This is a genomic window from Nonomuraea sp. NPDC049269, from assembly GCF_043197155.1.
GTDB lineage: Bacteria > Actinomycetota > Actinomycetes > Streptosporangiales > Streptosporangiaceae > Nonomuraea.
Window position 1 is genome coordinate 390,703 of sequence record NZ_JBICSO010000012.1, and the last position, 22,352, is coordinate 413,054.

A 22,352-nucleotide genomic window follows, 5' to 3' on the forward strand; every position below is an offset into this window, starting at 1 on the left:
CCGGAGCACCCTGAGTGACGATCTACGACTCAGGGTAAGGGGCGGATCGACCAGTCCCCCCTGCCATGGAGTTCGCATGGAACGAACGGTCCTCGCCGCGGTCGCGGAACGCCCCGACGCCGACACGGCACTCGCCGAGCAGATCCGCCGCGTCAGCGCGGCCATGGACGACCTCGGCGTCCAGCTGCGCTGGACGCACCGCACGCAGGACGCGCTGGCGGTGATCGGCTCGGACGCCTCACTGGCCGGGATGCTGGCCGACTGGGACGCGCCGGGCGCCGATCAGGTGCTGGGCGCGGTCACCCAGCGCTTCCACGGCCTGCCGGTCTTCCTCATGACCGCCGAGCAGGAACTCCCCCTGTGGGTGTACGAGGTCATCCAGGGCTACGTGTTCCCCCTTGAGGACACCCCTGACTTCATCGCCGGCCGCATCGCGCACGCGACCGAGGCCTACACCGAGCGGATCCTGCCGCCGTTCTTCCGCGCGCTGCGCAAGCTGCAGGACCACCATCAGTACTCCTGGCACACCCCGGCGCACGCCGGCGGCGTCGCGTTCCTGAAGTCACCGGTCGGGCGGGCGTTCTTCGACTTCTACGGCGAGCGGCTGCTGCGCACCGACCTGTCCATCTCCGTGCCCGAGCTGGGCTCGCCGCTGGACCACACCGGACCGATCGGCGACGCCGAACGCAACGCCGCCCGCGTCTTCGGCGCCGACCGCACGTTCTTCGTGATGAACGGCAACGCCACCGCCAACCGCATCGTCGGCCACCACGCCATCGCCCGCGACGAGACCGCTCTGGTGGATCGCAACTGCCACAAGTCACTCCAGCACGCGCTGACCATCAGCGGCGCCCGCCCGGTCTACCTGGTGCCCGAACGCAACGGCCTCGGCCTGGCCGGTCCCATCCCGCCCGCCGAGCTGCGGGCCGACACCCTGCGCGCCCGCCTGTCCGGCCACCCTCTCGCGCGGACCGACCCGGCCTACGCCGTGATCACCAACTCCACCTATGACGGGCTCTGCTACGACGCCGTACGGGTCGCCGAGCTGCTGAGCGAGAGCGTTCCGCGCGTGCATTTCGACGAGGCGTGGTTCGCCTACGCCCGCTTCAACCCGCTGTACGCCCGCCGCTACGGCATGGCCGTGGACGAGCGGACGCTGCCGGGACCGGAGCGTCCCACCGTGTTCGCCACCCAGTCGACGCACAAGCTCCTGGCGGCCCTGTCGCAGTCGGCGATGCTGCACGTCCGGTCGGCCGGGCGTGCTCCGGTGGACTACGAGCGGCTCAATGAGACGTACCTGATGCACTGCTCCACCTCGCCGCTCTACCCGATGATCGCCTCGCTGGACGTGGCGGCGGGGATGATGGACGGCGCGTCCGGAGCGCACCTGACGGGCGAGGCCGTCATCGAGGCGGTCCGGTTCCGCCAGGCCATGGTCCGGCTGGCCGCCCGCATCCGGGAGGACGGCCGGCGGCCGGACTGGTACTTCGGCGTCTGGCAGCCCACGCGCGTCACGGACCCCGGCACCGGCCTGCCCGTCTCCTTCGCCGACGCCGACCCCGTCCTGCTGAGCACCCATGCGGAGTGCTGGACGCTGGAGCCCGGCGCCGCCTGGCACGGCTTCCAGGGCCTGACCGACGGCTACTGCCTGCTCGACCCCATCAAGGTGACGATCACCTGCCCGGGGGCCGACGCCGCCGAAGGCACGCTCGACTGGGGCATCCCCGCCCGGATCGTCGCCACCTACCTGCGGCAGCGCGGCATCGTCGTGGAGAAGACCGGGGACCACACGCTGCTGGTGCTGTTCTCCATGGGCATCACCAAGGGCAAGTGGGGCACGCTGATCGACGCGCTCACCGACTTCAAGCGCGCCTATGACGACGACCTGCCCCTGGCCGAGGTGCTGCCGGGCTTCGGGCCGCCGGACACCACGCTGCGCCGCTTCTGCACCGACGTACACGACAAGCTCCGTGCCCTCGGGCTCGGCGCGCTCCTCGACCAGATCTTCACCACCCTGCCCGAACCGGTCCGCACCCCGGCCGACAGCTACCAGGCCCTGATCCGCTCACGCACGGAACGCGTCCCGCTCGCCGACCTGCCCGGCCGCGTCTCCGCCACCACCGTCGTCGTCACCCCGCCGGGCATCCCCATGCTGATGCCCGGAGAGGCGACCGGGCCCGCCGACGGCCCGCTGATGGCGTACCTGCACGCCTTGGAGGAGTTCGACCGCTCTTATCCCGACCTGGCCACCGACATCCACGGCGCGCACCGCGATGACGGCGGTCGCTACCACGTCGAGGTCGAACGCTGATCAAGGGACGAGCTGCTTGTCGGCCTCCCGCTGGATCAGGTCCTTGTCGGTGATGACCACGCCGTCGGGGATCGCGTCGGGCAGCTCGTCCTCCAGGTAGCGGACCGGCCGGTAGCGGAAGGCCGCCAGGCCGATCAGCACGGTCACCGCGCCCGCGACCAGGGTGAGCAGCGCGATCCCCCGGCCCTGCGCGGCGCCGGCGATGGGGTTGAAGACCTGCTCGACCAGCGGTCCGGCCAGCAGGAAGCCCACCGGGACCAGGGCCCAGCTGAGCATCAGGTTGGTGGCGATGACCCGGCCCTGCAGGTCGAGCCCGACCTTCTGCTGCACGATGGCGAACCAGTGCGCGTTCAGCAGCGCGGTGAGCAGCCCGATGAAGAACAGCCCGATGGCGGGCAGCGCCGGGTGGGGGGCGATCCCGATGACGGCGAAGGCGACGCCCAGTGCCATGAAGCAGCCGAGGATGCCGTTGGTGCGGCGCGCCAGGCCGCCGGTGACCGTCATGATCACGCTGCCGACGACGAGCCCGATGCCGCTCATCGAGAGCGCTATGCCCAGGCCCCGGCTGTCGGTGAGGCTGAGCAGCAGCGGCGTGGCCAGAACCTCGACCATGGCGAAGGGGAGGTTCAGGAACGAGGTGAACAGGATGATCGCCAGCAGCCCGTGCCTGCGGGTGATGTAGCGCCAGCCGCCGGTCACCTCCTGCCAGAACGGCTCCTCCCGCTTCTTGAAGAGCGTGTCCGGGAAGCGGACCGCCAAGGTCACGGTGACCGCGAAGGCGAAGGTGGTCAGGTCGATCACGATGATGCCGGGCAGTCCGATGGCGGCCACGAGCGCGCCGCCCAGCAGCGGCGCCAGCACGGTCCCCGCCGCCGGTCCCAACTGGGCCAGGCCGCCGGCTCTGCCGTAATAGCGTTTGGGCACCAGCTGGGCGATGGCCGCCATGTAGGCGGGCTGGTGGAAGGCCGTCGACACCGCGCCGACGGCGACGATGACATAGACGTGCCAGAGCTGGAGCCCGCCCGTCCAGAGCAGGGCGGCCAGCGAGGCGGAGGCGCAACCCGCCGCCGAGTCGGCGGTGATCATGACGAGCCGGCGGTTCCAGCGATCCGCCACCGCTCCGGCGATCGGCGCCAGGACGACGGCGGGCAGCAGCGCCATGACCGAGACGATGGCGAACATCGAGATCGAACGCGTCTGCTGGTAGACCCACAGGCCCAGGCCGAACGTGGTCAGCCCGGTGCCGATCAGCGACACCAGCTGGCCGAGGGCCACCAGGAGGAACGTCTTCAGGCTGGCCTGCTGGTAGCGGGGTGGCAGCGGCGCCGCCGGCCGGTCGCCACCGCCGAGGATCTCGGCCAGTTCGGGCGCCTGGTGCTTCTGGAAGTAGTGCCCGGCCCTGGGGATGACCTCCAGCGACACCGTGTCGGAGAAGGCCTCCCATTCGCGGAAGCGCTCCTCGTGCAGCTCGGTGGCGCGGTCGTTCTCGCCGACCACGCATACCAGCGGCGCCGCCAGCTTCTTGATGGGCGCCTGGTAGAGGTCGGTGTAGTAGTCCTCGCCCTCCTGGGTGTCATGGAGGAAGACGCCCATGAGGAAGTCGCGCTCGTGAGGGTCCAGCGCTTCGGTGAAGAAGCCCATGGCCCGCAGGAACTCCAGCGCCTGCCGCTTGGAGGTCCACCGCTCCATCGGGAAGACCTTGCGGATCCAGGCGAAGGCCTTGCCCGGCAGCCGGGGCGCCGGGAAGTGCCCGCCGATGACCACCTTCTCCAGGCTGACGCCTTCCTCCTCCAGCCTGCGCGCCAGCTGGACGGTGAGCGCGCCGCCCATGCAGTGGCCGTAGAGCGCGAGGGGTCCGTCGACCTTCTCCTTGATCTCCTTGACGCAGCCCTCGACGAGCTCGTGGAAGGGCAGCACGGGCTCGCCGGGATTGCCGATCTCGTGGCCCGGCGGCTCCAGCGCGAGCATGGTGAGCTGCTCGGGCAGGGCCGCGGCCAACTGCTGGTACGTGATCGCGCCGCCGCCCGCGAACGGCACGCAGACCACGGTCAGCGAGGCCGCGGAGCGCGGCGGCGTCAGTTCATGCAAGAGACCGAAATTTCGGGATGATCCGTCGAGTGCGGCGAATGCTCGGATCGTCGGGTTCTTGAAGAGGTCCATCACGGTCGCCTGGATCCCCGAGTCCCGTACGGCACGCACGGCCTTGAAGGAGTCGCCGCCCAGCGCGAAGAAGTCGTCGTCGATCCCGATCCCCCGCACGCCCAGGATCGCCGACCAGAGCTCGGCCAGCTTGACCTCGGCGGGGTTCCGCGGTGCCGTGCCCTCAGCGCGTACCTGGCCGACCGGCTCGGGCAGCGCCTTGCGGTCCACCTTGCCGTTGGGGGTGAGCGGCAGCGCGTCCAGTGTCACGAACGCCGAGGGGATCATGTAGTCGGGCAGTTTGCGCCGGAGGTATTCGCGCCAGTCGTGCTCGGCATCATGGACCAGGTAGGCGGCGATGCTCTTGGCCTCGTCCGAGCCGCGCACCACCACGGCCGCCTCGCGGACCGCCGGATGTGCCAGCAGGAGCGACTCGATCTCGCCCAGCTCGATCCGGTAACCGCGGACCTTCACCTGCTTGTCGGCCCGGCCGAGGAACTCGATCGAGCCGTCGGCCCGGCGGCGGGCCAGGTCACCGGTCCGGTACAGCCGGCGCCCGTCCCGCCAGGTGATGAAGCGCTCGGCCGTCAGTTCGGGCCGGCCGAGGTAGTCGCGGGCCAGTCCCGCCCCGCCGATGTAGAGCTCGCCGACCACGCCGGTGGGAACCAGCTGCATCGTGGCATCGAGCAGGTGGATCCGGGTGTTGGCGATCGGGTGGCCGATCGTGATCGGCCCGTCGGTGACCCGGGTGAGGGTGGACCAGATCGTGGTCTCGGTCGGTCCGTACAGGTTCCACAGTTCGGCCACCCGGCCGCGCAGGTCGGTGGCCAGGTCGGCGGGGAGTGCCTCGCCGCCGCAGAGCGCCTTCAGCTCCGGCTTGCCCTGCCATCCCGACGACAGCAGCAGCCGCCAGGTCGCCGGAGTGGCCTGCATGACCGTCGCGCCGTCCAGCAGGGCGGCCAGCCGTAGCGGGTCGTAGGCCGCCTCGCGGCTCGCGATCAGCACGTGGCCGCCGACCGTGAGCGGCAGGAACAGCTCCAGCACCGAGATGTCGAAGGCGAACGTGGTGACGGCCAGGAGCGTGTCCTGGCCGGTCAGGCCGGGCTCGCGGCTCATCGAGGTGAGGAAGTTGACCACTGAGGAGTGCTGGACGCGCACGCCCTTGGGCCGGCCGGTGGAGCCGGAGGTGTACAGGACGTAGCAGGGGTTCTCCGGCGCGGGTCGCCGTTCGGGGCTCTCGCCGGGGACGTGCCTGTCGCTCTCGTCGTCGGCGAGGATGAGTTCGCCCTGGTAGCCGGTGTAGCGGCCGGCCAGCTCGCGCTCGGTGACCAGGACGCCGAGGCCGGAGTCGTCCAGGATGTGGTCCTGGCGCTCCTGCGGGTACATCGGGTCGAGCGGCACGTACGCGCCGCCCGCCTTCAGCACGCCGAGCAGGGTGACCAGCATCGTGGCCGACCGCTCCATCGCGACGCCCACCAGCGTCTCGGGCCCCACCCCCGCCGCCCGCAGGCGCCGGGCGACCCGGCCGGCCCGCTCGTCCAGCTCCCGGTACGTCAGCGAGACGCCCTCGAACGTGAGGGCCACGGCGTCGGGCGTCCGGTCGACCTGGGCTTCCACCAGCTCGTGGATGCACAGGTCTGGCACCTCGACGTCCTGGACGTCCAGCTGCTCGGCCAGTTCTTCCCCGGTGAGGAAGCCCAGGTCGGACAGCGGGGTCTCGGGCGCCGCGACGATGGCGGAGAGCAGGCTCTCGTAGTGCCGCAGCAGCCGCCGGGCGGTGCCGGCGTCATAGAGCGCGGTGTTGTACTCCAGCCTGCACAGCAGCTCGTCGCCCTGCTCGTCGACGTAGAGCACCAGGTCCACCTGGGCGGTGCCGGTCTCCACGGCCCGTTCCGTCACGGCCAGGCCGGTCAGGTCCAGGTCGCTCTTGGGCAGGTTGAGCAGGTTGAACAGCACCTGGAAGAGCGGATTGCGCGACAGGTCCCTGGGCGGGTTGAGCTCCTCCACCAGGCGTTCGAACGGCACGTCCTGATGGGCGTACGCGCCCAGGGCGTACGCGCGAACCTGCGCCAGGAGCTCCGTGTACGGCAGGGCGCCGTCCATCGTGGCCCGCATGACCAGGGTGTTGATGAAGCAGCCCGCGATGCCTTCGAGCTCGGGACGCGTGCGCCCGGCCACCGGCGAGCCGACGCAGATGTCCTCCTGGCCGCTGTAGCGGTACAGCAGCGTGTGGAGCGCGGCCAGCAGGGTCATGTAGAGCGTGGCGCCGCGCTCCTGACTCAGCTTCCGCACCCCCGAGGCCAGCTCCATGGGGAGTACGTGGGTGGCGACGGCGCCCTCGAAGGTCTGCGTCGGCGGGCGCGGCCGATCCGTGGGCAGGTCCAGGCTGTGCGGGATGCCGTGCAGCCGTTCCTTCCAGAAATCGAGGTCGGCGGCCTGCTCCCGCTGCCAGCGCGCGTAGTCGCGGTACCTGACCCGCGGCTCGGGGAGCGTCTCGCCGTTGTACAGCGCGGCCAGCTCGCTCCGCAGCAAGGTGATCGACCAGCCGTCCACGACGATGTGGTGGAAGGCGAGCGACAGGACGTGGTGGTCCGGGCCGAGCCGTAACAGCCGGGCTCGGAACAGCGGGCCGTGCGCCAGGTCGAAGGGCTGGGCCGCGGCCTCGCTCAGCGCCCGTTCGACGTCGTCGCAGTCCTCGATCGGCAGCGGCGTCTCCCCCGCGGGCAGCACCACCTGTACCGGCTCGCCGTCCGGGGCGTGGAAGACGGTCCGCAGCGATTCGTGCCGGCGCACCAGCTCGCGCAGGGCGCCGTGCAGCCGCTCCACGTCCAGCTCGCCCCGCAGGTCCAACGCCGTGGCCACGGCGTAGGCGGCCGAGCCGTGCACCTGGTCGATGAACCACATGCGCCGCTGGATGAACGAGACGGGAGCCGGACCGGGCTCCTCGACGACCATGATCACCTCGCGGGCGACCGCCGAAGCGATGGCCGGGGCGATGTCCGGGGAAACCGCCGAGGCAATGGCCGGGATCGCCTCGTGCCGGCCTGCCGAGGCGACGAGCGCCTGCTGGCCGGCCAGGGTGGGGTGGTCGAAGACCGCCTCGATGGGCAGGCCCAGGCGGGAGGCGAGCTGGGTGGCCACGAGGGAGTCGCCGCCCAGGTCGAAGAAGTCGTCCCGAGGGCCGGTGGGCGTGATGCCGAGCACATCCCGCCAGGCGGCGGCGACCACGTCGAGCGCCTGAACCGCGTCGGCCGTGTAAGCGCCCTGAACCGTGCCGGCCGCGTGGCTCGTCTGAACCCCCTGAGCTGTGTCGACCGCCACCGGCGCGATCTCGAAGCGCCGGGCGCGCGGCTCGATCCAGTAGCGGCGCCGCTCGAACGGATACGTGGGCAGGGAAACCCGCCTGCCCGGCGGCCCGAACGCCGCCCAGTCGACGACGGCACCATTCACCCACAGCCGCCCGATGCCCTCCAGCAGGCCGGCCTGTCCGCTCTCCGGCTCGGCGAGCGGCGCGATCGTCGCCTGGCCGCCCTGACGGCGCACCAGCGTGCTCAGCGTCCGGCCCGGCCCCACCTCCACCACCGCGGCGTCGGCCGTCACCAACGCGCGGGCGCAGTCGGCGAACCGTACGGTTTCCCGCAGATGGCGTACCCAGTAGGCGGGGTCCTTGGTCTCGGCGCCGGACACCCAGCCGCCCGTGACGTTGGAGAGGTACGGCAGGCCGGGGGTGCCCAGCCGCACGGAGGCGACCTCGGCGGCGAAGGCGTCGAGCACCGGATCCAGCATGGCGGAGTGGAAGGCGTGTGAGGTGCGCAGCGTGCGGCAGGCGACGTCCTGGCGTACCAGCCGCTGCTCCAGTTCGGCGATGGCCTGCTCCGGGCCGGCCAGGACGCACAGCTCGGGGGTGTTGACCGCCGCCAGGGAGATGTCCTCGCCGAGCAGGTCGCGTACCTCGGACTCGGGCAGCGGCACGGCCAGCATCGAACCGGGGGGCAGGCTCTGCACCAGGCGGCCGCGCGCGGCGACCAGGCGCAGGGCGTCCTCCAGGGTGAGGACGCCGGCCAGGCAGGCGGCGACGTACTCGCCGATGCTGTGCCCGGCCATCATCGCCGGGCGGACCCCGCGCTCGATCAGCGTGCGGGCGAGCGCGTACTCCGTGACGAAGAGCGCGGGCTGGGTGAGCCAGGTCTGGTCGAGATCGCCGGCCTCGCCGTACATGACCTGGCGCAGGTCGAGGTCGAGGTACGACGTGAGGATGGTGGAGCAGTCGTCGACGGCGGCGCGGAAGGCGCCCTCCGACCGGTACAGGCCCGCGCCCATCCCCCGGCGTTGCGCGCCCTGGCCGGGGAAGACGAAGGCGACCTCGCGGGGGCGTGACTCGTCGCCCGTGATGAACTCGGCGTCCGGTGCCGACCGGCTGTCCTCGGCGACCAGGATGCCGCGGTGCCGCAACTGGCGGCGGCCGTGCCGGAGGGTGGCGGCGACGTCGTCCAGGTCCGTACCCGGACGCGCGCGCAGGTGGGCGCGGAGCCGGACGGCCATGTCCGCCAGCGCCGGCTCACTGGCGGCCGACAGGATGAGCAGGTGCGGGCCGGTCACCGGTGGGGCTGAGAGCTGTCCGGTCGCCGATGGGACAGCGGACTGGCCGGCCGTCAGTGGAGCGAGAACCTGGCCGGGCGCCGGTGGGGCGGCGGGGGGTTCGGGTGCTTCCTCCAGGATGACGTGGGCGTTGGTGCCGCCCATTCCGAAGGCGCTGACGCCCGCCCTTCGCGGTTCCGGGCCTTGGGGCCAGTCCGCGCCGGTCGTGGGGACGTAGAACGGGCTGAAGTCGATGCGCGGGTTGGGCGTCGTGAAGTTGGCCGAAGGCGGCAGGGTGCGGTGCTTGAGCGCCAGCACGGTCTTGATCAGCCCGGACATCCCGGCGGCGGCGTCGGCGTGGCCGATGTTGGACTTGACCGAGCCCAGCGCGATCCGCCGGTTCCCGGTGAAGACCTGGGAGAGCGCCGCGACCTCGATGGGATCGCCGAGCGCGGTGCCCGTGCCGTGCGCCTCGATGTAGCCGATCGTGCCGGGGTCGACGCCGGCCGAGGCCAGGGCCGCGGTGATGACCTCGGCCTGGCCGTCCACGGCGGGCGCGGTGTAGCCGACCTTCCTGGTGCCGTCGTTGTTGACCGCGGAGCCGCGTACGACGGCGTGGATGGTGTCGCCCGCGGCGATGGCGTCCTCCAGCCGCTTGAGCACGACGATGCCGACGCCGCTGGCGCCGATCGTGCCCCGGGCCTCGGCGTCGAAGGGACGGCAGTGGCCGTCCGGCGAGCCGATGCCGCCGCTCTGGTAGAGGTAGCCGCGGCGGGTCCAGGCGTTGACCCGCACGGCGCCGGCCAGCGCGAGGTCGCAGTCGCCGGCGAGCAGGCTCTGCCTGGCCAGGTGGAGCGCGACCAGCGAGGTGGAGCAGGCGGTGTTGACGCTGACGCTCGGCCCGCGCAGGTCGAGCTTGTAGGAGGTCCGGGTGGGCAGGGAGTCCTTGTCGTTGCCGAGCATGACCTGGTACTCGCCCACCGCCTTGAGCACGTCGGGCGCGGCCAGCAGGTTCTCGATGAGGTAACTGCTCATCGCCGAGCCGGCGAAGACACCGATCTGCCCCGGATGGCGGGCGGGGTCGCAGCCCGCGTCCTCCAGCGCCTCCCAGGCGGTCTCCAGGAACAGGCGCTGCTGCGGGTCGAGGATCTCGGCCTCGCGCGGGGTGAACTCGAACAGCGTGGCGTCGAACAGGTCGATGCCGTCCAGCACGGTCCCCGACCTGACATAGGCGGGGTCGGCCAGCAGTTCGGGGTTCTCGCCGTCGGCGAGCAGTTCCTCGTCGGTGAAGTCCTGGACGGCTTCCACGCCGTCGCGGATCGCCGTCCAGAACTCCTCGGGCCCCGTGGCGCCGGGGAAGCGGCAGGCCATGCCGACGATGGCGAGCGCGCCGCCGGCGGCGGGCGCGGTGGCCGGGACCGCCTTCGGCACCGGACCGTCGGAGGTGAGGCCGTCGGAGCTGAGGAAGGCCGTCAGCGAGGCGATCGTCGGGTACCTGAACAGGTCGGTGACCGTCAGGCTGAACCGCTTGCGCAGTCGCTCGTGCACCTGCAGGACCAGCAGCGAGTGGCCGCCGACCTCGAAGAAGTTGTCGCCGGGGCCGAAGGCGCCGGTGCCCAGCGCCTCGCGCCAGGCCCGGGTGACAATCTGGGAGATCTCGTGGCGCGGCAACTCCCCGGACGCCTCGTCCCCGCCGACCGCCGCGGCCAGCACCTGCTGGAGGTCGGCCACCAGGCCGCGGATCGTCTCCGCGTGGAACAGGTCCGTGTTGTACTCGACGAGCCCGTCCAGGCTCTCGCGGACGCCCACGGTCAGGTCGAACTTGGCCGTACGCTCGGGGATCTCCACGGGGGTGACCGTCAGGCCGGCCAGCTCCAACGTCCCTGTGGCCGCGGGCAGCATGGCGAACATCGTCTGGAACACCGGGCTACGGTCCAGGCGACGCTCCGGGTTGAGCTCCTCCACCAGCCGTTCGAACGGCATCCCCTGGTGGTCGTGGGCGTCGAGCACCGCCTCCTTGACCCGCTCGACAACCTCGGACAACGACGGCTCGCCCGACAGGTCGGCGCGGATGGCCAGGGTGTTGGTGAAGAACCCGATCAGGCCCTCGAACTCGATCCGGTCCCGGTTGGCGATGGGCGTGCCCACCACCAGGTCCCGCCGGCCGGAGCGCCGGGCGAGCACCACCAGGTAGGCCGCGAACAGCACCATGTACGGCGTGGCGCCCAGGCTCCGGCAGTACGCCTGGAAGTCCGCGCGCGGGAGGCCGAGGGTGAAGGGCAGCTCGGCGCCCGCGTACGTCTGGACGGCCGGCCGGGGCAGATCCGTCGGCAGCTCGGTGAACGGCGGTGCCCCCGCCAGTTTCTCGCGCCAGTAGTCCAGATCCTGGCCGTAGTCGTTCTCCCGCTGCCAGATCGCGTAGTCGGGGTACTGCTGGGACAGCGCCGGCAGCTCCTGGCCGTGGTAGAGCGCGCTCAGTTCCCGGCGCAGCACATCCAGCGACCAGGCGTCGGCGACGATGTGGTGGAGCGTGAGGTGCAGGACGTGCCGCTCCGCGTCTTCGCGCAGCAGGCAGGCGCGGATGAGCGGGCCGGTGGTCAGGTCCATCGGCGCGTCGTCCTCGGCGTCCGCCAGGTCGAGCGTCAGCGAGTCGGCCACGATCTGGTACGGGCCGTCCTCGTCCATGGCGAACGTGGTGCGCAGGCTCTCATGCCTGGCCACCAGGGCGTTCAGCGCACGGTGCAGCGCTTCGCGGTCGAGCGGGCCCTCGATGCGGAAGGCGAGCGGTATCAGGTAGTGCGCGGCGCCTGGCGCGATCTTGTCCAGGTACCAGGCGCGATGCTGGGCGAAGGACATCGGCAGCCGGTCGGGCCTGGAGCGCCCGGCCTGCTGTTTCTTCTTGCGTAACGCGTCCAGGAGCTGGCGCTGCTGGGCTGACAGGCTCATTGCCCGCCCTCCATCGACCGCAGCAGAGCCTCGGCCTCTTCGTCGGAATATGCTGCGACCATCAGATAGATCTCGGCGGCCGCCTCCACGTCCGGTGACGTGAGCCGCGCGCCCAGCTCGGCGACGGTCGGGTGGGCGAAGAGCGTCCGCAGGGGCACGGGCACCTCCAGCGCCTCGCGTAGTCGGGAGGCGATCTGGGTCGCGTTGAGCGAGTTGCCACCCAGCTCGAAGAGGTTGTCGTGCCGCCCGACCGGGCTGCCCAGCACCTCCTGCCAGATGACGGCGATGGCCTGCTCCACCGGGGTGGCCGGGGCCGTGACGGTCCGCGCGCTCCGGCCGGGGGCCGGCAGGGCCTGCCGGTCCACCTTGCCCGAAGGGTTCACCGGCAAGGATTCCAGCGCGACGAACGTGCTCGGCACCATGTACTCGGGCAGCCGCTCGGCCAGGTAGGCGCGCAGAACCGGGGTCCAGTCGGTGGCGCTGTCGGCGGCCACGTAGGCCACCAGCCCGCCGTCCCTGGCCATGACGAACGCCTCACGCACGGCGGGATGCCCGGACAGCACCGCGGCGATCTCGCCGGGCTCGACCCGGTAACCGCGGATCTTGACCTGATCGTCCACGCGGCCCAGGAACTCGATCTCCCCCGCTTCGTTGCGGCGGGCCAGGTCCCCGGTCCGGTAGAGCCTGCGCCCGTCCCGCCAGGTGATGAACCGTTCCCGCGTCAGCTCGGGCTGGCCGTGGTAGCCCCTGGCCAGGCAGGCGCCGCCGAGGTGGAGCTCGCCGGGGACGCCGTCGGGCGCCTCGTGGCCCAGACGGTTGAGTATCGGCGTCTGGATGCCGGTGACCGGCTTGCCGATGGGTGGCAGCCGCGGCCAGTCCGCCGGTGGGCCGGTGAGCGTGTGGGCGAGGTCGATGATCGCGCCCTCGGTCGGCCCGTACTGGTTGTGGAGCGTCATCCACGGCTTGATGAACCGTTCGAGCTGCGGGGTGACCTGGAGCTGCTCGCCCGCGGTGATCACCTCGCGCAGCGTGGCGGGCGGTTCGAGCCCGGCGCCGGCCAGCGACTGCAGCGCCACGAAGGGGAGGAAGATCCGCTCCACCCGGTTCCGGGCGATGTGGTCGAGCAGGGCGGCCGGGTCGCGCCGCACCTCGTCGCTGACCATGACCAGCGTCCCGCCGTACGCCCAGGTGCTGAACATCTCCTGCACGGAGACGTCGAAGCCGAGCGCGGTGAACTGCAGGCTCCGGTAGGCGCCGCTGTGCCAGGCGATGAGGTTGGCGACCGGGCGGTGCGGCATCGCCACGCCCTTGGGCCGGCCGGTCGAGCCCGAGGTGAACAGGATGTAGGCCAGGTTGTCGGCCGTGACGCCGCTGTCCGGGTGGTGTTCCGGCCGGCCGTCGAGGTCGGTGTCGACGTGGACGGGCCGCTCGTGCGGCAGGCTGCCGGCCAGCGCCCGGTGCGTCACCAGGACCGGGGTGTCGACCCGGTCGAGCACCTGGGTGAGGCGTCCCTGGGGGTAGGAGGGGTCGAGCGGCACGTAGGCGCCGCCCGACTTCAGGATCCCCAGCAGCGCCACGGGCAGGTCGAGTGAGCGCCGCACGTGCAGGGCGACCGGCACCTCCGGGCCCACCCCCAGCTCGCGCAGCAGGTGAGCCAGCCTGTTGGCCCGCCGGTCGAGCTCGGCGTAGGTGAGGGCGGCGCCGTCGAACTCGACGGCGACCGCGTCCGGTGTTCTGTCCGCCTGCTGTTCGAAGAGCCGGTGAAGGCACTGGTCGGGACCGTGACCGGCGGGCTCGTGCCGCTGGGCGAGCAGTGTGGAGATCGGCGCGGCCGGGTCGGCCGCCACCTGCTCCAGGACGCGCACGTAGTGTCCCAGCAGCCGCTCCGCGCCGGCGCGCTCGAACAGGTCGGTGGCGAACTCCAGGCTCATCTCCTGCCCTTCGGCGTAGAGCACCAGGTCGGCCTTGGCGCCGCCGTTCTCCACCTCCTCGAGCATCCGGAAGGTCACGCCATCGCCCCGCTTGGCGTCCGGCGGCTCCTGCATCGCGAACATCACGTCGAAGGGCGGCCGCCCGTCGGGACAGAGCTCCCGCACGATCTCCTCAAGCGGCACGTCGGTAGGCGTGGCCAGGACCGTCGCCCGCACCTGTGAGAGCAGGCGCTCGAAGGAGGGGTCGCCCGCCAGGCTGGTCCTGATCGGCAGCGTCTCCACGAAAAAGCCGATCATGGAGTCGGCGCCCGGCGCCTCCCTGCCGGAGAACGGCACGCCGGTCACGATGTCGTCCTGGCCGCTGTAGCGGTGCAACAGCGCCTGGAAGGCGGCGAACAGCACCATGAACGGGCTCGCCTGAGCGCGCCTGCCCAGCGTCTCCACCTCGGCGAGCAGCCCGTCCGGCAGCGTGGCCCGGACCCGGGAACCGCGCCGGAGCGGCCCCGTCGATCCGGGGCGGTCGGCGGGCAGCCCCAGCCGTTCGGGCGGCGCCTCCAGGGCCTGCTTCCAGTACGGCAGGCGGTCGAGATCCAGCGTGCGCCGGTACGCCCCGACCGGCGAGGGCAGGTTCTCCCCCGCGTAGAGCCGCGCCAGCTCGTCCAGGAAGACCCCGGCCGACCAGCCGTCGAAGGCGATGTGGTGGACGGTCACCAGCAGCCGGTGCCGGTCGTCGGCGAGCCGGAGCAGCAGCGCCCGCAGCACAGGACCGTTGCGCAGGTCGAAGGGGTCGCGGGCGGCGTGCTTGGCCAGCGCGTCCGCGCCACGCGGGGTGGCGTCCACGACCTTCAGCCGTACGAGCCGCGTCGGCTCGACCACGGGCACCGGCTCGCCGTCGTGCTCTTCGTAGCGGGTACGCAAGGGTGGGTGCCTGCGGACGATCTCGTTGATCGCGTTCTCCAGCCGCCCGGCGTCGAGGGGGCCGTCGAGGGCGAACAGGATGGGCACGTTGTACTGCGCGCCGGGCGCCACCTGGTCGATGAACCAGAGCCGGCGCTGCGCCGGCGTCAGGCCGCCCTCGGCCGGGGTCGCCGCCGTCGCCTCCGGCAGGCCGTCGATCGCACGGGCGAGCGCGGCGAGCGTGGGGTGTTCGAACAGCATCCGGGGCTCGACCGGCTTGCCCAGCCTTTCGCAGGCGCGGGCGGCGATACGCATCGCCAGCAGCGACTGGCCGCCCAGTGCCAGGAAGTCGTCGTCGGCGCCGATCGGCCCGGCATCGAGGACGTCCTGCCAGAGCTCGGCGAGCAGCAGCTCGGTGGCGGTGCCGGGCGGCGTGATCGAGCGGGGCTCGCGGACCGGGTCGGGCAGGGCGGCACGATCCACCTTGCCGTTGCCGGTCAGCGGTAACTCGTCCAGGAAGACCCAGGCGGTGGGGATCATGTAGTCGGGCAGGAACCTGCGGAGGTGGGCGTGCGCTTCCTGCTCGGTCGCCGTGCCCACGATGTAAGCGACCAGTTCGTGGCCGCGCAGCGCGGTGGTGGCGGCCCGGACCCGCGGGTGACGGCCGAGCACGGTCTCGATCTCGCCGAGCTCCACCCGGTTGCCGCGGATCTTGACCTGGTCGTCGAGCCGCCCCAGGAACTCGATGAGCCCGTCGGACCGCCGCCTGGCCAGGTCACCTGTGCGGTAGAGCAGCCGCCCGTCCTGGTCGCGGACGAAGCGCTCGGCCGTCAGGTCGGGCCGGTCGAGGTAGCCCAGGCCGACGCACACGCCGCCGAGGTACATCTCGCCCTCCTCGACCGGCCGCATCGCCTCGTCCAGGAGGTGGACGGTGACGCCGGGCAGCGGCGTGCCGAGCGCGGGCGGGCGGCTCTGGCCGTCGTAGACCGGCACCTCGCCGGCGATCGCGTTGACGGCGCATTCCGCCGGGCCGTACAGGTTGATCAGCCGGAAGGGCAGCTCGGGTCTCGGGTAGGTGGTGAGCCGGTCGCCGCCGGTGCTCAGTGTCGCGAGCTTGGTCTCCGCCGGCCAGGACAGGCCGAGCAGGCCCTCGGCGATGGGAGTGGGCGCGTAGCAGGTGGTCAGCTCCTGCTCCACGATCCAGTCGCGTAAGGCGGGCAGGGAGAGCCTGGTCCGCTCGCTGGGGATGACCATCGTGGTGCCCGCGGTCAGGTACGTCCAGATCTCCCACACCGACGGGTCGAAGTTGGGGCTGGTGACCAGCGGGGCACGGCCGCCCAGCCCGAAGGTCTCGTGCGACCAGCTGATCAGGTTGGTCAGCGCGCGGTGCGGGACGAGCACGCCCTTGGGCGTCCCCGTGGAGCCGGAGGTGTGGATGAGGTAGGCGGGCTCGCCGGGCTCGACGTGGGGCGGGGGTGACGCATCCGCCTCGGCGGGCGTGTCGATCACCGGGATGCCGTCGGGGACCAGGGATCTCCACTCCGGCGCCGTGACGACGGCCGTGGCTCCCGCCAGCATGGCGTGGATCCGCTCCGCGGGCGTGGCCGGGTCGATCGGGGCGAAGGCGAGGCCCGCCTTCATGGCACCGAGCTGACCCGCGACCAGCCGGATCGAGCGGCCCGCGAGCACGGCCACCCAGCGCTGCTCGTTCATCGGGAGATGACGCAGCTCAGCGGCGATGCCGTTCGCGAGGCGATCCAGCTCCCGGTAGGTGAGTTGATCTTGGCCGGCCGCGACGGCGACCCTTTCTGGGGCCGCGCTCAGCTGATCTTGATAGAGGTGCAGAACAGATTCCAGGGGTGATCCACCCGCTGCCATTGCCGCCCCCGCCGATTGAGTTTTTTCGCACGTTTTGCGCGCGCCGCGGATCAGAATGACCTGGTCTCCAGATGTGTGTCAAATCCCGGCCAGCGCGGCGTTCGCGACGTTGTTGATCTACCCTTCAGACGGGTCCGGGTGGTGTCAGGCGGGCAGGCCCCAGCGGGGCTGACTCGGCGCCGTCACCGGCCGGATCACCGCGTCGCCCCGGGCCTGGATCAGCACTTCCTCGCCGCGGCGTAGGTCGAGCTCGAGATCGCCGCCGGGCAGCGTCCGCCAGGGCACCTTCCTGCCGTTGGATCGTACGGTGAACGGGCCGTCGATGCCGGTGCGGACGCGGCACGGCGCACCCGCCAGCGAGACCAGCCGGACGAAGTCGGTGCGACCGCCGCGCCGGGCGGCCGAGAGCAGGAACGCGCCCTGCGTCAGGAAGTCGTGCACGGTCACGTCGGGCCAGGCGGCCGGTACGGCGGGCAGCACCCTGATGACGCCGTCCCAGCTCTGGCAGATCATGTCGTGCATGGACTGGGCGGCCGACAGCGGCGTCTCGATGACGGGGCCGCTCTCCTTGTACATCGTGTTGGGCTGGACGAAGCGGCGCAGCAGCTCGTCGAGGTAGAAGCGGGCGTCGTCGCCACGCAGCATCTGCGCGGAGATCGAGGCCGCGCCAGTGAAGCTGTAGCCCTGCAGGGCGCCTTCAAAGCTGATCCAGTGCTTGAGCGACTTCTCGATCAGCTCGCGCTGGTCCTGCTGCTCCCAGGTGAGCAGGTACAGGGGGTAGATCATCAGGAGGTGGGAGTAATGCCGGTGTGACTTGGCGAACGGCGCGCCCGCTCCGATCATGAAACCGTTCTCGTCGACCGGGTAGGCGGCCAGGTTCGCCAGCACGTCCTGCCACTTCGGCAGCAGCGGGTCCCGCACGCCCAGCAGGCGCGCGGACTCGACCAGCGTCCGGCAGCCCCAGCGGATCAGCGCCAGGTCGTAGTTCGTGTCCGGCGCGTTGACCCCGTACTCGGGAGAGAACGTGGCGGGCAGGTGCAGTTTGCCGTCCGCGCCGGGGGCCAGGAAGCGCAGGTAGTAGTTGATCGCCCGGCGCAGCAGCGGGAACAGCACGTCCCGGACGATTCGAACATCCATCGTGTGCCGGTAGGACAGCCAGACGTTGTGCAGCGCCCAGGTCAGGTTGCCGACCTCGGGGACGGGAGTGTCCCGGCCGGGGATGCCCACCGGGAAACCGCTGTTGCCGATTCCGGCGCCGTTGTCGAGGGTCATGTCCGTGGTGCGCGGAATGCCCGCGGAGTCCTCGGGGAACGTCACCTGGTCGATGAGGCGCTGCCGGTACTGCGACAGGCTCCTGGTGACCGCGTCCAGCTCCAGGTGGTTCGACCCGTGGATCAGCCAGTATTCGAGCTGCACGTTGAGGTTCCACCAGGTCGCCGGCCACGGCGTCGGTTCCAGCCACGGCCCGGAGGTCGCCATGGGCGGCGCGTCCCGGCGCGCGGCGGCGGCCACCTTGTAGAGCTGGATCCAGTAGAAGCTCTGCGTCCGCTGGTCCGGCACCGACAGGAAGCTCTTGCGGTAGTAGCGGTGCCACCAGTGCCGGTGGTCGACGGCCAGCGCCTCGATGGGCAGCCGCGCGGCCGAGCGCACCGATCTGACCGCCTCGTCGGCGGCCGTGTCGCCCGGGAAGGACCAGGCGACCGCGGCGTAGAGCGTGCGGCGCCGGCCACGCCGTACCTCCTGCCAGGCCGTCGCGTGCCCACCACCGGCCACCAGCGGCTGGGTGATCAGCTCCAGGTCGGCGTGGCGGGTCACGGCCGGGGCGGGGTTGGTGGTGTAGCCGGGCGGGGGCGGCTTGTTGAAGATCGGGTTGGCGCGGGGGCTGATGGCCTCCTCGGGGTGGAAGGTCCAGCGGAAGTCCCGCTCGCCGTCGCTCGGGACGACGTCGACGGCCAGCACGGAGCGGTCGTTGTGGATCAGCGCGCTGATCGTCAGGCTGCCGGAGGCGGTGGTGATGGTGCCGGTCAGCTCGGCGTTCCACAGGTCGAGCCGCCAGTCGACGCCCGTGATCGCGCCGACGGGCTCCAGCGTGAGGTGGCCGATGGGCAGGCGGGCCAGGCCGAACAGCGCGCCGTACTCGGGACGGTGGTCCTGGACCTCGCTGTGCTGCACGTTGAAGCGCACCGCGTTGGCGTCCTGCTGGGCGTAGATGCCGGAGCCGAGGAAACCGTTGCCCAGGAACGGCCCCTCGTACCAGGTCCGCGGCATCCGCTGCCACACCAGGTCGGCGTCGGCCAGGAAGCCCTTCCAGTCGATCTCGTCGCGGAGCAGCGGGGAACCACCCAGGGCGCCGAGCGCGGGGGCGGCCAGCGCGGAGCCGAGCAGTGCGCGCCTGGACAGAACGCCTCCGGCCATGGGTGCCCCTCATCGTAGATAGATCGGATGTGTTAGGCACCCATGACGGTATTTCTGCACCGGATCGCGGTCAAGGGCCATGAAAGATCCGAGGGTCTCGAAGCTGCAACCGTTTGCCGGGGGGCGTTGACGTAATGTTACGTCCCAATTAACGTCCTGAGTTAAGTATTTTGCCCGGTTCATGGACGGACACCCCCGCATGAGTACTCTCAGCAGACGAGGATTCCTCCAAGTCGGCGCGGCCGCCGCGACTCTCGCGCTGGCCGGCTGCGCCGGAGGGGGAAGCTCGGGTGCCAGCCTCCAGTTCGCCTGGTGGGGCAGCACGGCACGCCATACCGCGACGCAGAAGGCCATCGACGCCTTCAAGAAGAAGAAACCCGGTGTCCAGATCAAGACCCAGTTCTCCGGCTGGGACGGGTACTGGGAGAAGCTGGCCACGCAGACCGCGGGCGGCAACGCCCCCGACGTGATCCAGATGGACTACTCCTACCTCGGCGAGTACGCCAGGCGCGGCAGCCTGCTGGACCTTGGCCCGTACGTCGGCAAGGGCCTGGACCTGTCCGGCTTCGAGCCCGACGTGGTGAACGCGGGGAAGATCAACGGCAAGCAGTACGCCGTGAACTTCGGCATCAACTCCATGGCCCTCATCGTCAACAAGAGCCTGGCGGCCGAACGCGGGGTGGAGATCCCCGACACCTTCACCTGGCCCGAGTACGGCGAGCTGGCCAAGAAGCTGGCGGGCAAGGGCGTCTTCGGCACCGAGGACGGCGCCCAGGACGGCGGCGCGCTGGAGAACTGGCTGCTGGAGCGGGGCAAGATGTTCTTCACCCCCGACGGCAAGCTGGCCTACGACGAGAACGACCTCAAGGAGTGGTTCACCTTCTGGGACGGCCTGCGCAAGGCCGGCGCGGCCACACCGCCGGACGTCCAGGCCACCGCGCTGGGCGACGTGCAGAACAGCCTGGTCGCCACCCGCAAGGCGGTCATGGACTTCGCCTGGTCGAACCAGCTCACCGCCTACATGTCGCTCACCAAGGACGAGATCGGCATCCACGCCTTCCCGACGGGTGACAAGCCGGGCCAGTACTACAAGCCGTCCATGCTCCTGACCGTCAGCGCCGGGAGCAAGGCCAAGGACGACGCGGTGGCGCTGGTCAACGCGCTCGTCTCGGACGTGGACGTGGCCGCCCAACTCGGCTCCGAGCGCGGCATCCCGCCCGCGGCCGCGATCCGCACCGCGCTGCGGCCCAAGACGTCGCCGTCCGAGCAACTGGTCTACGGCTACATCGACTCGATCAAGGACAAGGTCGGCCCGCTCCCCCCACCGCAGCCGCTCGGCGCCGGTGAGCTGCACAACAAGGTGCTCATGAACATCAACCAGCAGATCGGCTTCGGCAAGCTGACGATCGATCAGGGGGTGTCCCGATTCTTCGAAGAAGCCGGACGAGTGCTCAAGTAGAGGGACGTTCGGCCTACCTGTTCCTGCTGCCGTGGTTCGCCGGTCTGCTGCTGCTGACCGGCGGGCCCATCCTGGCCTCGCTGGCGCTGTCGTTCACCGACTTCGACCTGCTCACCCCTCCGTCCTTCGTGGGGCTGGACAACTACGCCAGGATGCTCACCGACGACCCGCACTTCGTCAACGCCGTGCGGGTCACACTGATCTATGTCGTCTTCTCCGTGCCGCTGACCGGCGCGTTCGCGCTGCTGGTGGCGGTGCTGCTGAACCGGCCCATGCGGGCCACCGGGGTGTACCGCGCCGCCTACTACCTGCCGTCGCTGCTGGGCGGCAGTGTCGCGGTCGCGATCCTCTGGCGGCAGATCTTCGGGGCGGACGGCCTGATCAACGACGGGCTGCGATATTTCGGGATCGTGGGGCCGAGCTGGATCTCCACTCCCCAGTACGCGATCTACACGCTGATCGTGCTGCACGTCTGGCAGTTCGGCTCGCCCATGCTGATCTTCCTGGCCGGGTTGAAGCAGATCCCCGCCGAGCTCTACGACGCCGCGGCGGTGGACGGCGCCGGGCGGGTACGCGCGTTCTTCCGCATCACGCTGCCCATGCTCAGCCCGATCATCTTCTTCAACCTGGTCCTGCAGACGGTGAACTCCTTCAAGGCGTTCACCCCCGCGTTCATCATCAGCGGGGGCACCGGGGGACCGGCCGACTCCACGCTGTTCTACACACTGTTCATCTACCAGGAGGGTTTCGGGAACTTCCGGATGGGCTACGCCTCCGCGCTGGCCTGGGTGCTCCTCCTGGTGACCGCGGCCTTCACCGGGCTGGCCTTCCGTTCCGCGAGGTACTGGGTGCACTATGCCGACTAGCCGTCGCTGGGCCGTCCACCTGCTGGTCGTGGTGGGCGCGCTCGTCATGCTCTACCCGCTGTTCTGGCTGATCAGCTCCTCGTTCAAGCCCAACGACGAGATCTTCAGCAATCCCGGGCTGGTGCCGCAGACCGTGGTCGCGGACAACTACGCCACCGGGTGGACCGCCCTGGGCGTGCCCTTCAGCGGGTTCTTCGCGAACTCGTTCCTCATCGCCGCGGCGGCCGTGGTGGGGAACGTGATGTCGTGCTCGATGGCGGCCTATGCCTTCGCCCGGCTGAGTTTCCGGTTCAGGAAGCTCTGGTTCGCGATCATGATGATGTCGATCATGCTGCCGATCCACGTGCTGATCGTGCCGCAGTACACGCTGTTCAAGTATCTCGGGTGGGTGGACACGTTCCTGCCGCTGATCGTGCCGAAGTTCCTGGCCGTGGACGGGTTCTTCATCTTCCTGATGGTGCAGTTCATCCGGTCGCTGCCGCGCGAGCTGGACGACGCGGCCCGCATCGACGGGTGCGGGCCCGTCCTGGTGTACTGGCGGATCATCCTGCCGCTGTCGCGGCCGGCGCTGATCACCACCGCCATCTTCACCTTCATCTGGACGTGGGATGACTTCTTCAGCCAGCTCGTCTATTTGAGCGATGTGTCGACCTATACGGTGCCGCTCGCGCTCCGGGCGTTCCTCGATTCCAGCGGCGGCTCCTCCTGGGGTCCGATGCTCGCGATGGCGGTGCTGTCGCTGGTCCCGATCCTGGGCTTCTTCCTGATCTTCCAACGTCGCATCACCGAGGGCATCTCGACCACGGGCCTCAAGGGCTGAGGTGTGGGGGGGGGGGGGGGGCGGGCCCGGGGGCGCCGGGCGGGGGGGGGCGGGGGGCGGCCGTCCGCACGGCGACCCAGGCGCTGCCGCGCCGCCGGCTGACCAGGCCGCC

Annotated in this window: 7 protein-coding genes; 4 read left to right on the forward strand and 3 right to left on the reverse strand. The window is 70.8% G+C overall.

All coding sequences use genetic code 11. The features are described from left to right. The first annotated feature begins 76 nt into the window (after positions 1 to 76). Complete coding sequence (locus ACGFNP_RS53910; protein WP_393331877.1) at positions 77 to 2,311, forward strand: Orn/Lys/Arg decarboxylase N-terminal domain-containing protein; 2,235 nt, start codon at positions 77 to 79, stop codon at positions 2,309 to 2,311. On the opposite strand, the gene ACGFNP_RS53915 is transcribed toward ACGFNP_RS53910, so the two are convergent. From ACGFNP_RS53915 to ACGFNP_RS53925, 3 genes are all read right to left on the reverse strand, one after another. Beyond that, a complete protein-coding gene (locus ACGFNP_RS53915) occupies positions 2,312 to 11,974 on the reverse strand; it encodes an amino acid adenylation domain-containing protein (protein WP_393331880.1) in 9,663 nt (3,220 codons plus the stop codon). Then, positions 11,971 to 16,680: an amino acid adenylation domain-containing protein gene (locus ACGFNP_RS53920; RefSeq protein WP_393331883.1), complete on the reverse strand. Its 4,710-nt coding sequence runs from the start codon at positions 16,678 to 16,680 to the stop codon at positions 11,971 to 11,973. Before ACGFNP_RS53920 ends, ACGFNP_RS53915 begins: the two co-directional genes overlap by 4 nt. A 144-nt stretch (positions 16,681 to 16,824) precedes the next feature. Then, positions 16,825 to 19,095, reverse strand: coding sequence for a glycoside hydrolase family 95-like protein (locus ACGFNP_RS53925; RefSeq protein WP_393331886.1), 2,271 nt, complete (start codon positions 19,093 to 19,095; stop codon positions 16,825 to 16,827). A 199-nt stretch (positions 19,096 to 19,294) separates the two neighbouring features. Here ACGFNP_RS53925 and ACGFNP_RS53930 point away from each other — a divergent pair, with 199 nt between their 5' ends. The 3 genes from ACGFNP_RS53930 to ACGFNP_RS53940 are packed head-to-tail and all read left to right on the forward strand — an operon-like array spanning position 19,295 to position 22,240. Continuing rightward, complete coding sequence (locus ACGFNP_RS53930) at positions 19,295 to 20,554, forward strand: ABC transporter substrate-binding protein (RefSeq protein ID WP_393331889.1); 1,260 nt, start codon at positions 19,295 to 19,297, stop codon at positions 20,552 to 20,554. Continuing rightward, the gene (locus ACGFNP_RS53935; protein ID WP_308127419.1) at positions 20,521 to 21,420 is read left to right on the forward strand and encodes a sugar ABC transporter permease; all 900 of its coding nucleotides are present in this window, start codon (positions 20,521 to 20,523) and stop codon (positions 21,418 to 21,420) included. The genes ACGFNP_RS53930 and ACGFNP_RS53935 overlap by 34 nt, the downstream gene beginning before the upstream one ends. Continuing rightward, positions 21,410 to 22,240 (forward strand): carbohydrate ABC transporter permease, encoded by an 831-nt coding sequence (locus tag ACGFNP_RS53940; protein WP_358321788.1) that lies wholly within the window; start codon positions 21,410 to 21,412, stop codon positions 22,238 to 22,240. The genes ACGFNP_RS53935 and ACGFNP_RS53940 overlap by 11 nt, the downstream gene beginning before the upstream one ends. Positions 22,241 to 22,352 lie beyond the last annotated feature (112 nt).

What these genes read in the sequence shown, in the direction of transcription:
- ACGFNP_RS53910 (WP_393331877.1), top strand. Translation starts at nt 77, where the DNA reads ATGGAACGAACGGTCCTCGCCGCGGTCGCGGAACGCCCCGACGCCGAC.
- ACGFNP_RS53915 (WP_393331880.1), bottom strand. Translation starts at nt 11,974, where the DNA reads ATGAGCCTGTCAGCCCAGCAGCGCCAGCTCCTGGACGCGTTACGCAAG.
- ACGFNP_RS53920 (WP_393331883.1), bottom strand. Translation starts at nt 16,680, where the DNA reads ATGGCAGCGGGTGGATCACCCCTGGAATCTGTTCTGCACCTCTATCAA.
- ACGFNP_RS53925 (WP_393331886.1), bottom strand. Translation starts at nt 19,095, where the DNA reads ATGGCCGGAGGCGTTCTGTCCAGGCGCGCACTGCTCGGCTCCGCGCTG.
- ACGFNP_RS53930 (WP_393331889.1), top strand. Translation starts at nt 19,295, where the DNA reads ATGAGTACTCTCAGCAGACGAGGATTCCTCCAAGTCGGCGCGGCCGCC.
- ACGFNP_RS53940 (WP_358321788.1), top strand. Translation starts at nt 21,410, where the DNA reads ATGCCGACTAGCCGTCGCTGGGCCGTCCACCTGCTGGTCGTGGTGGGC.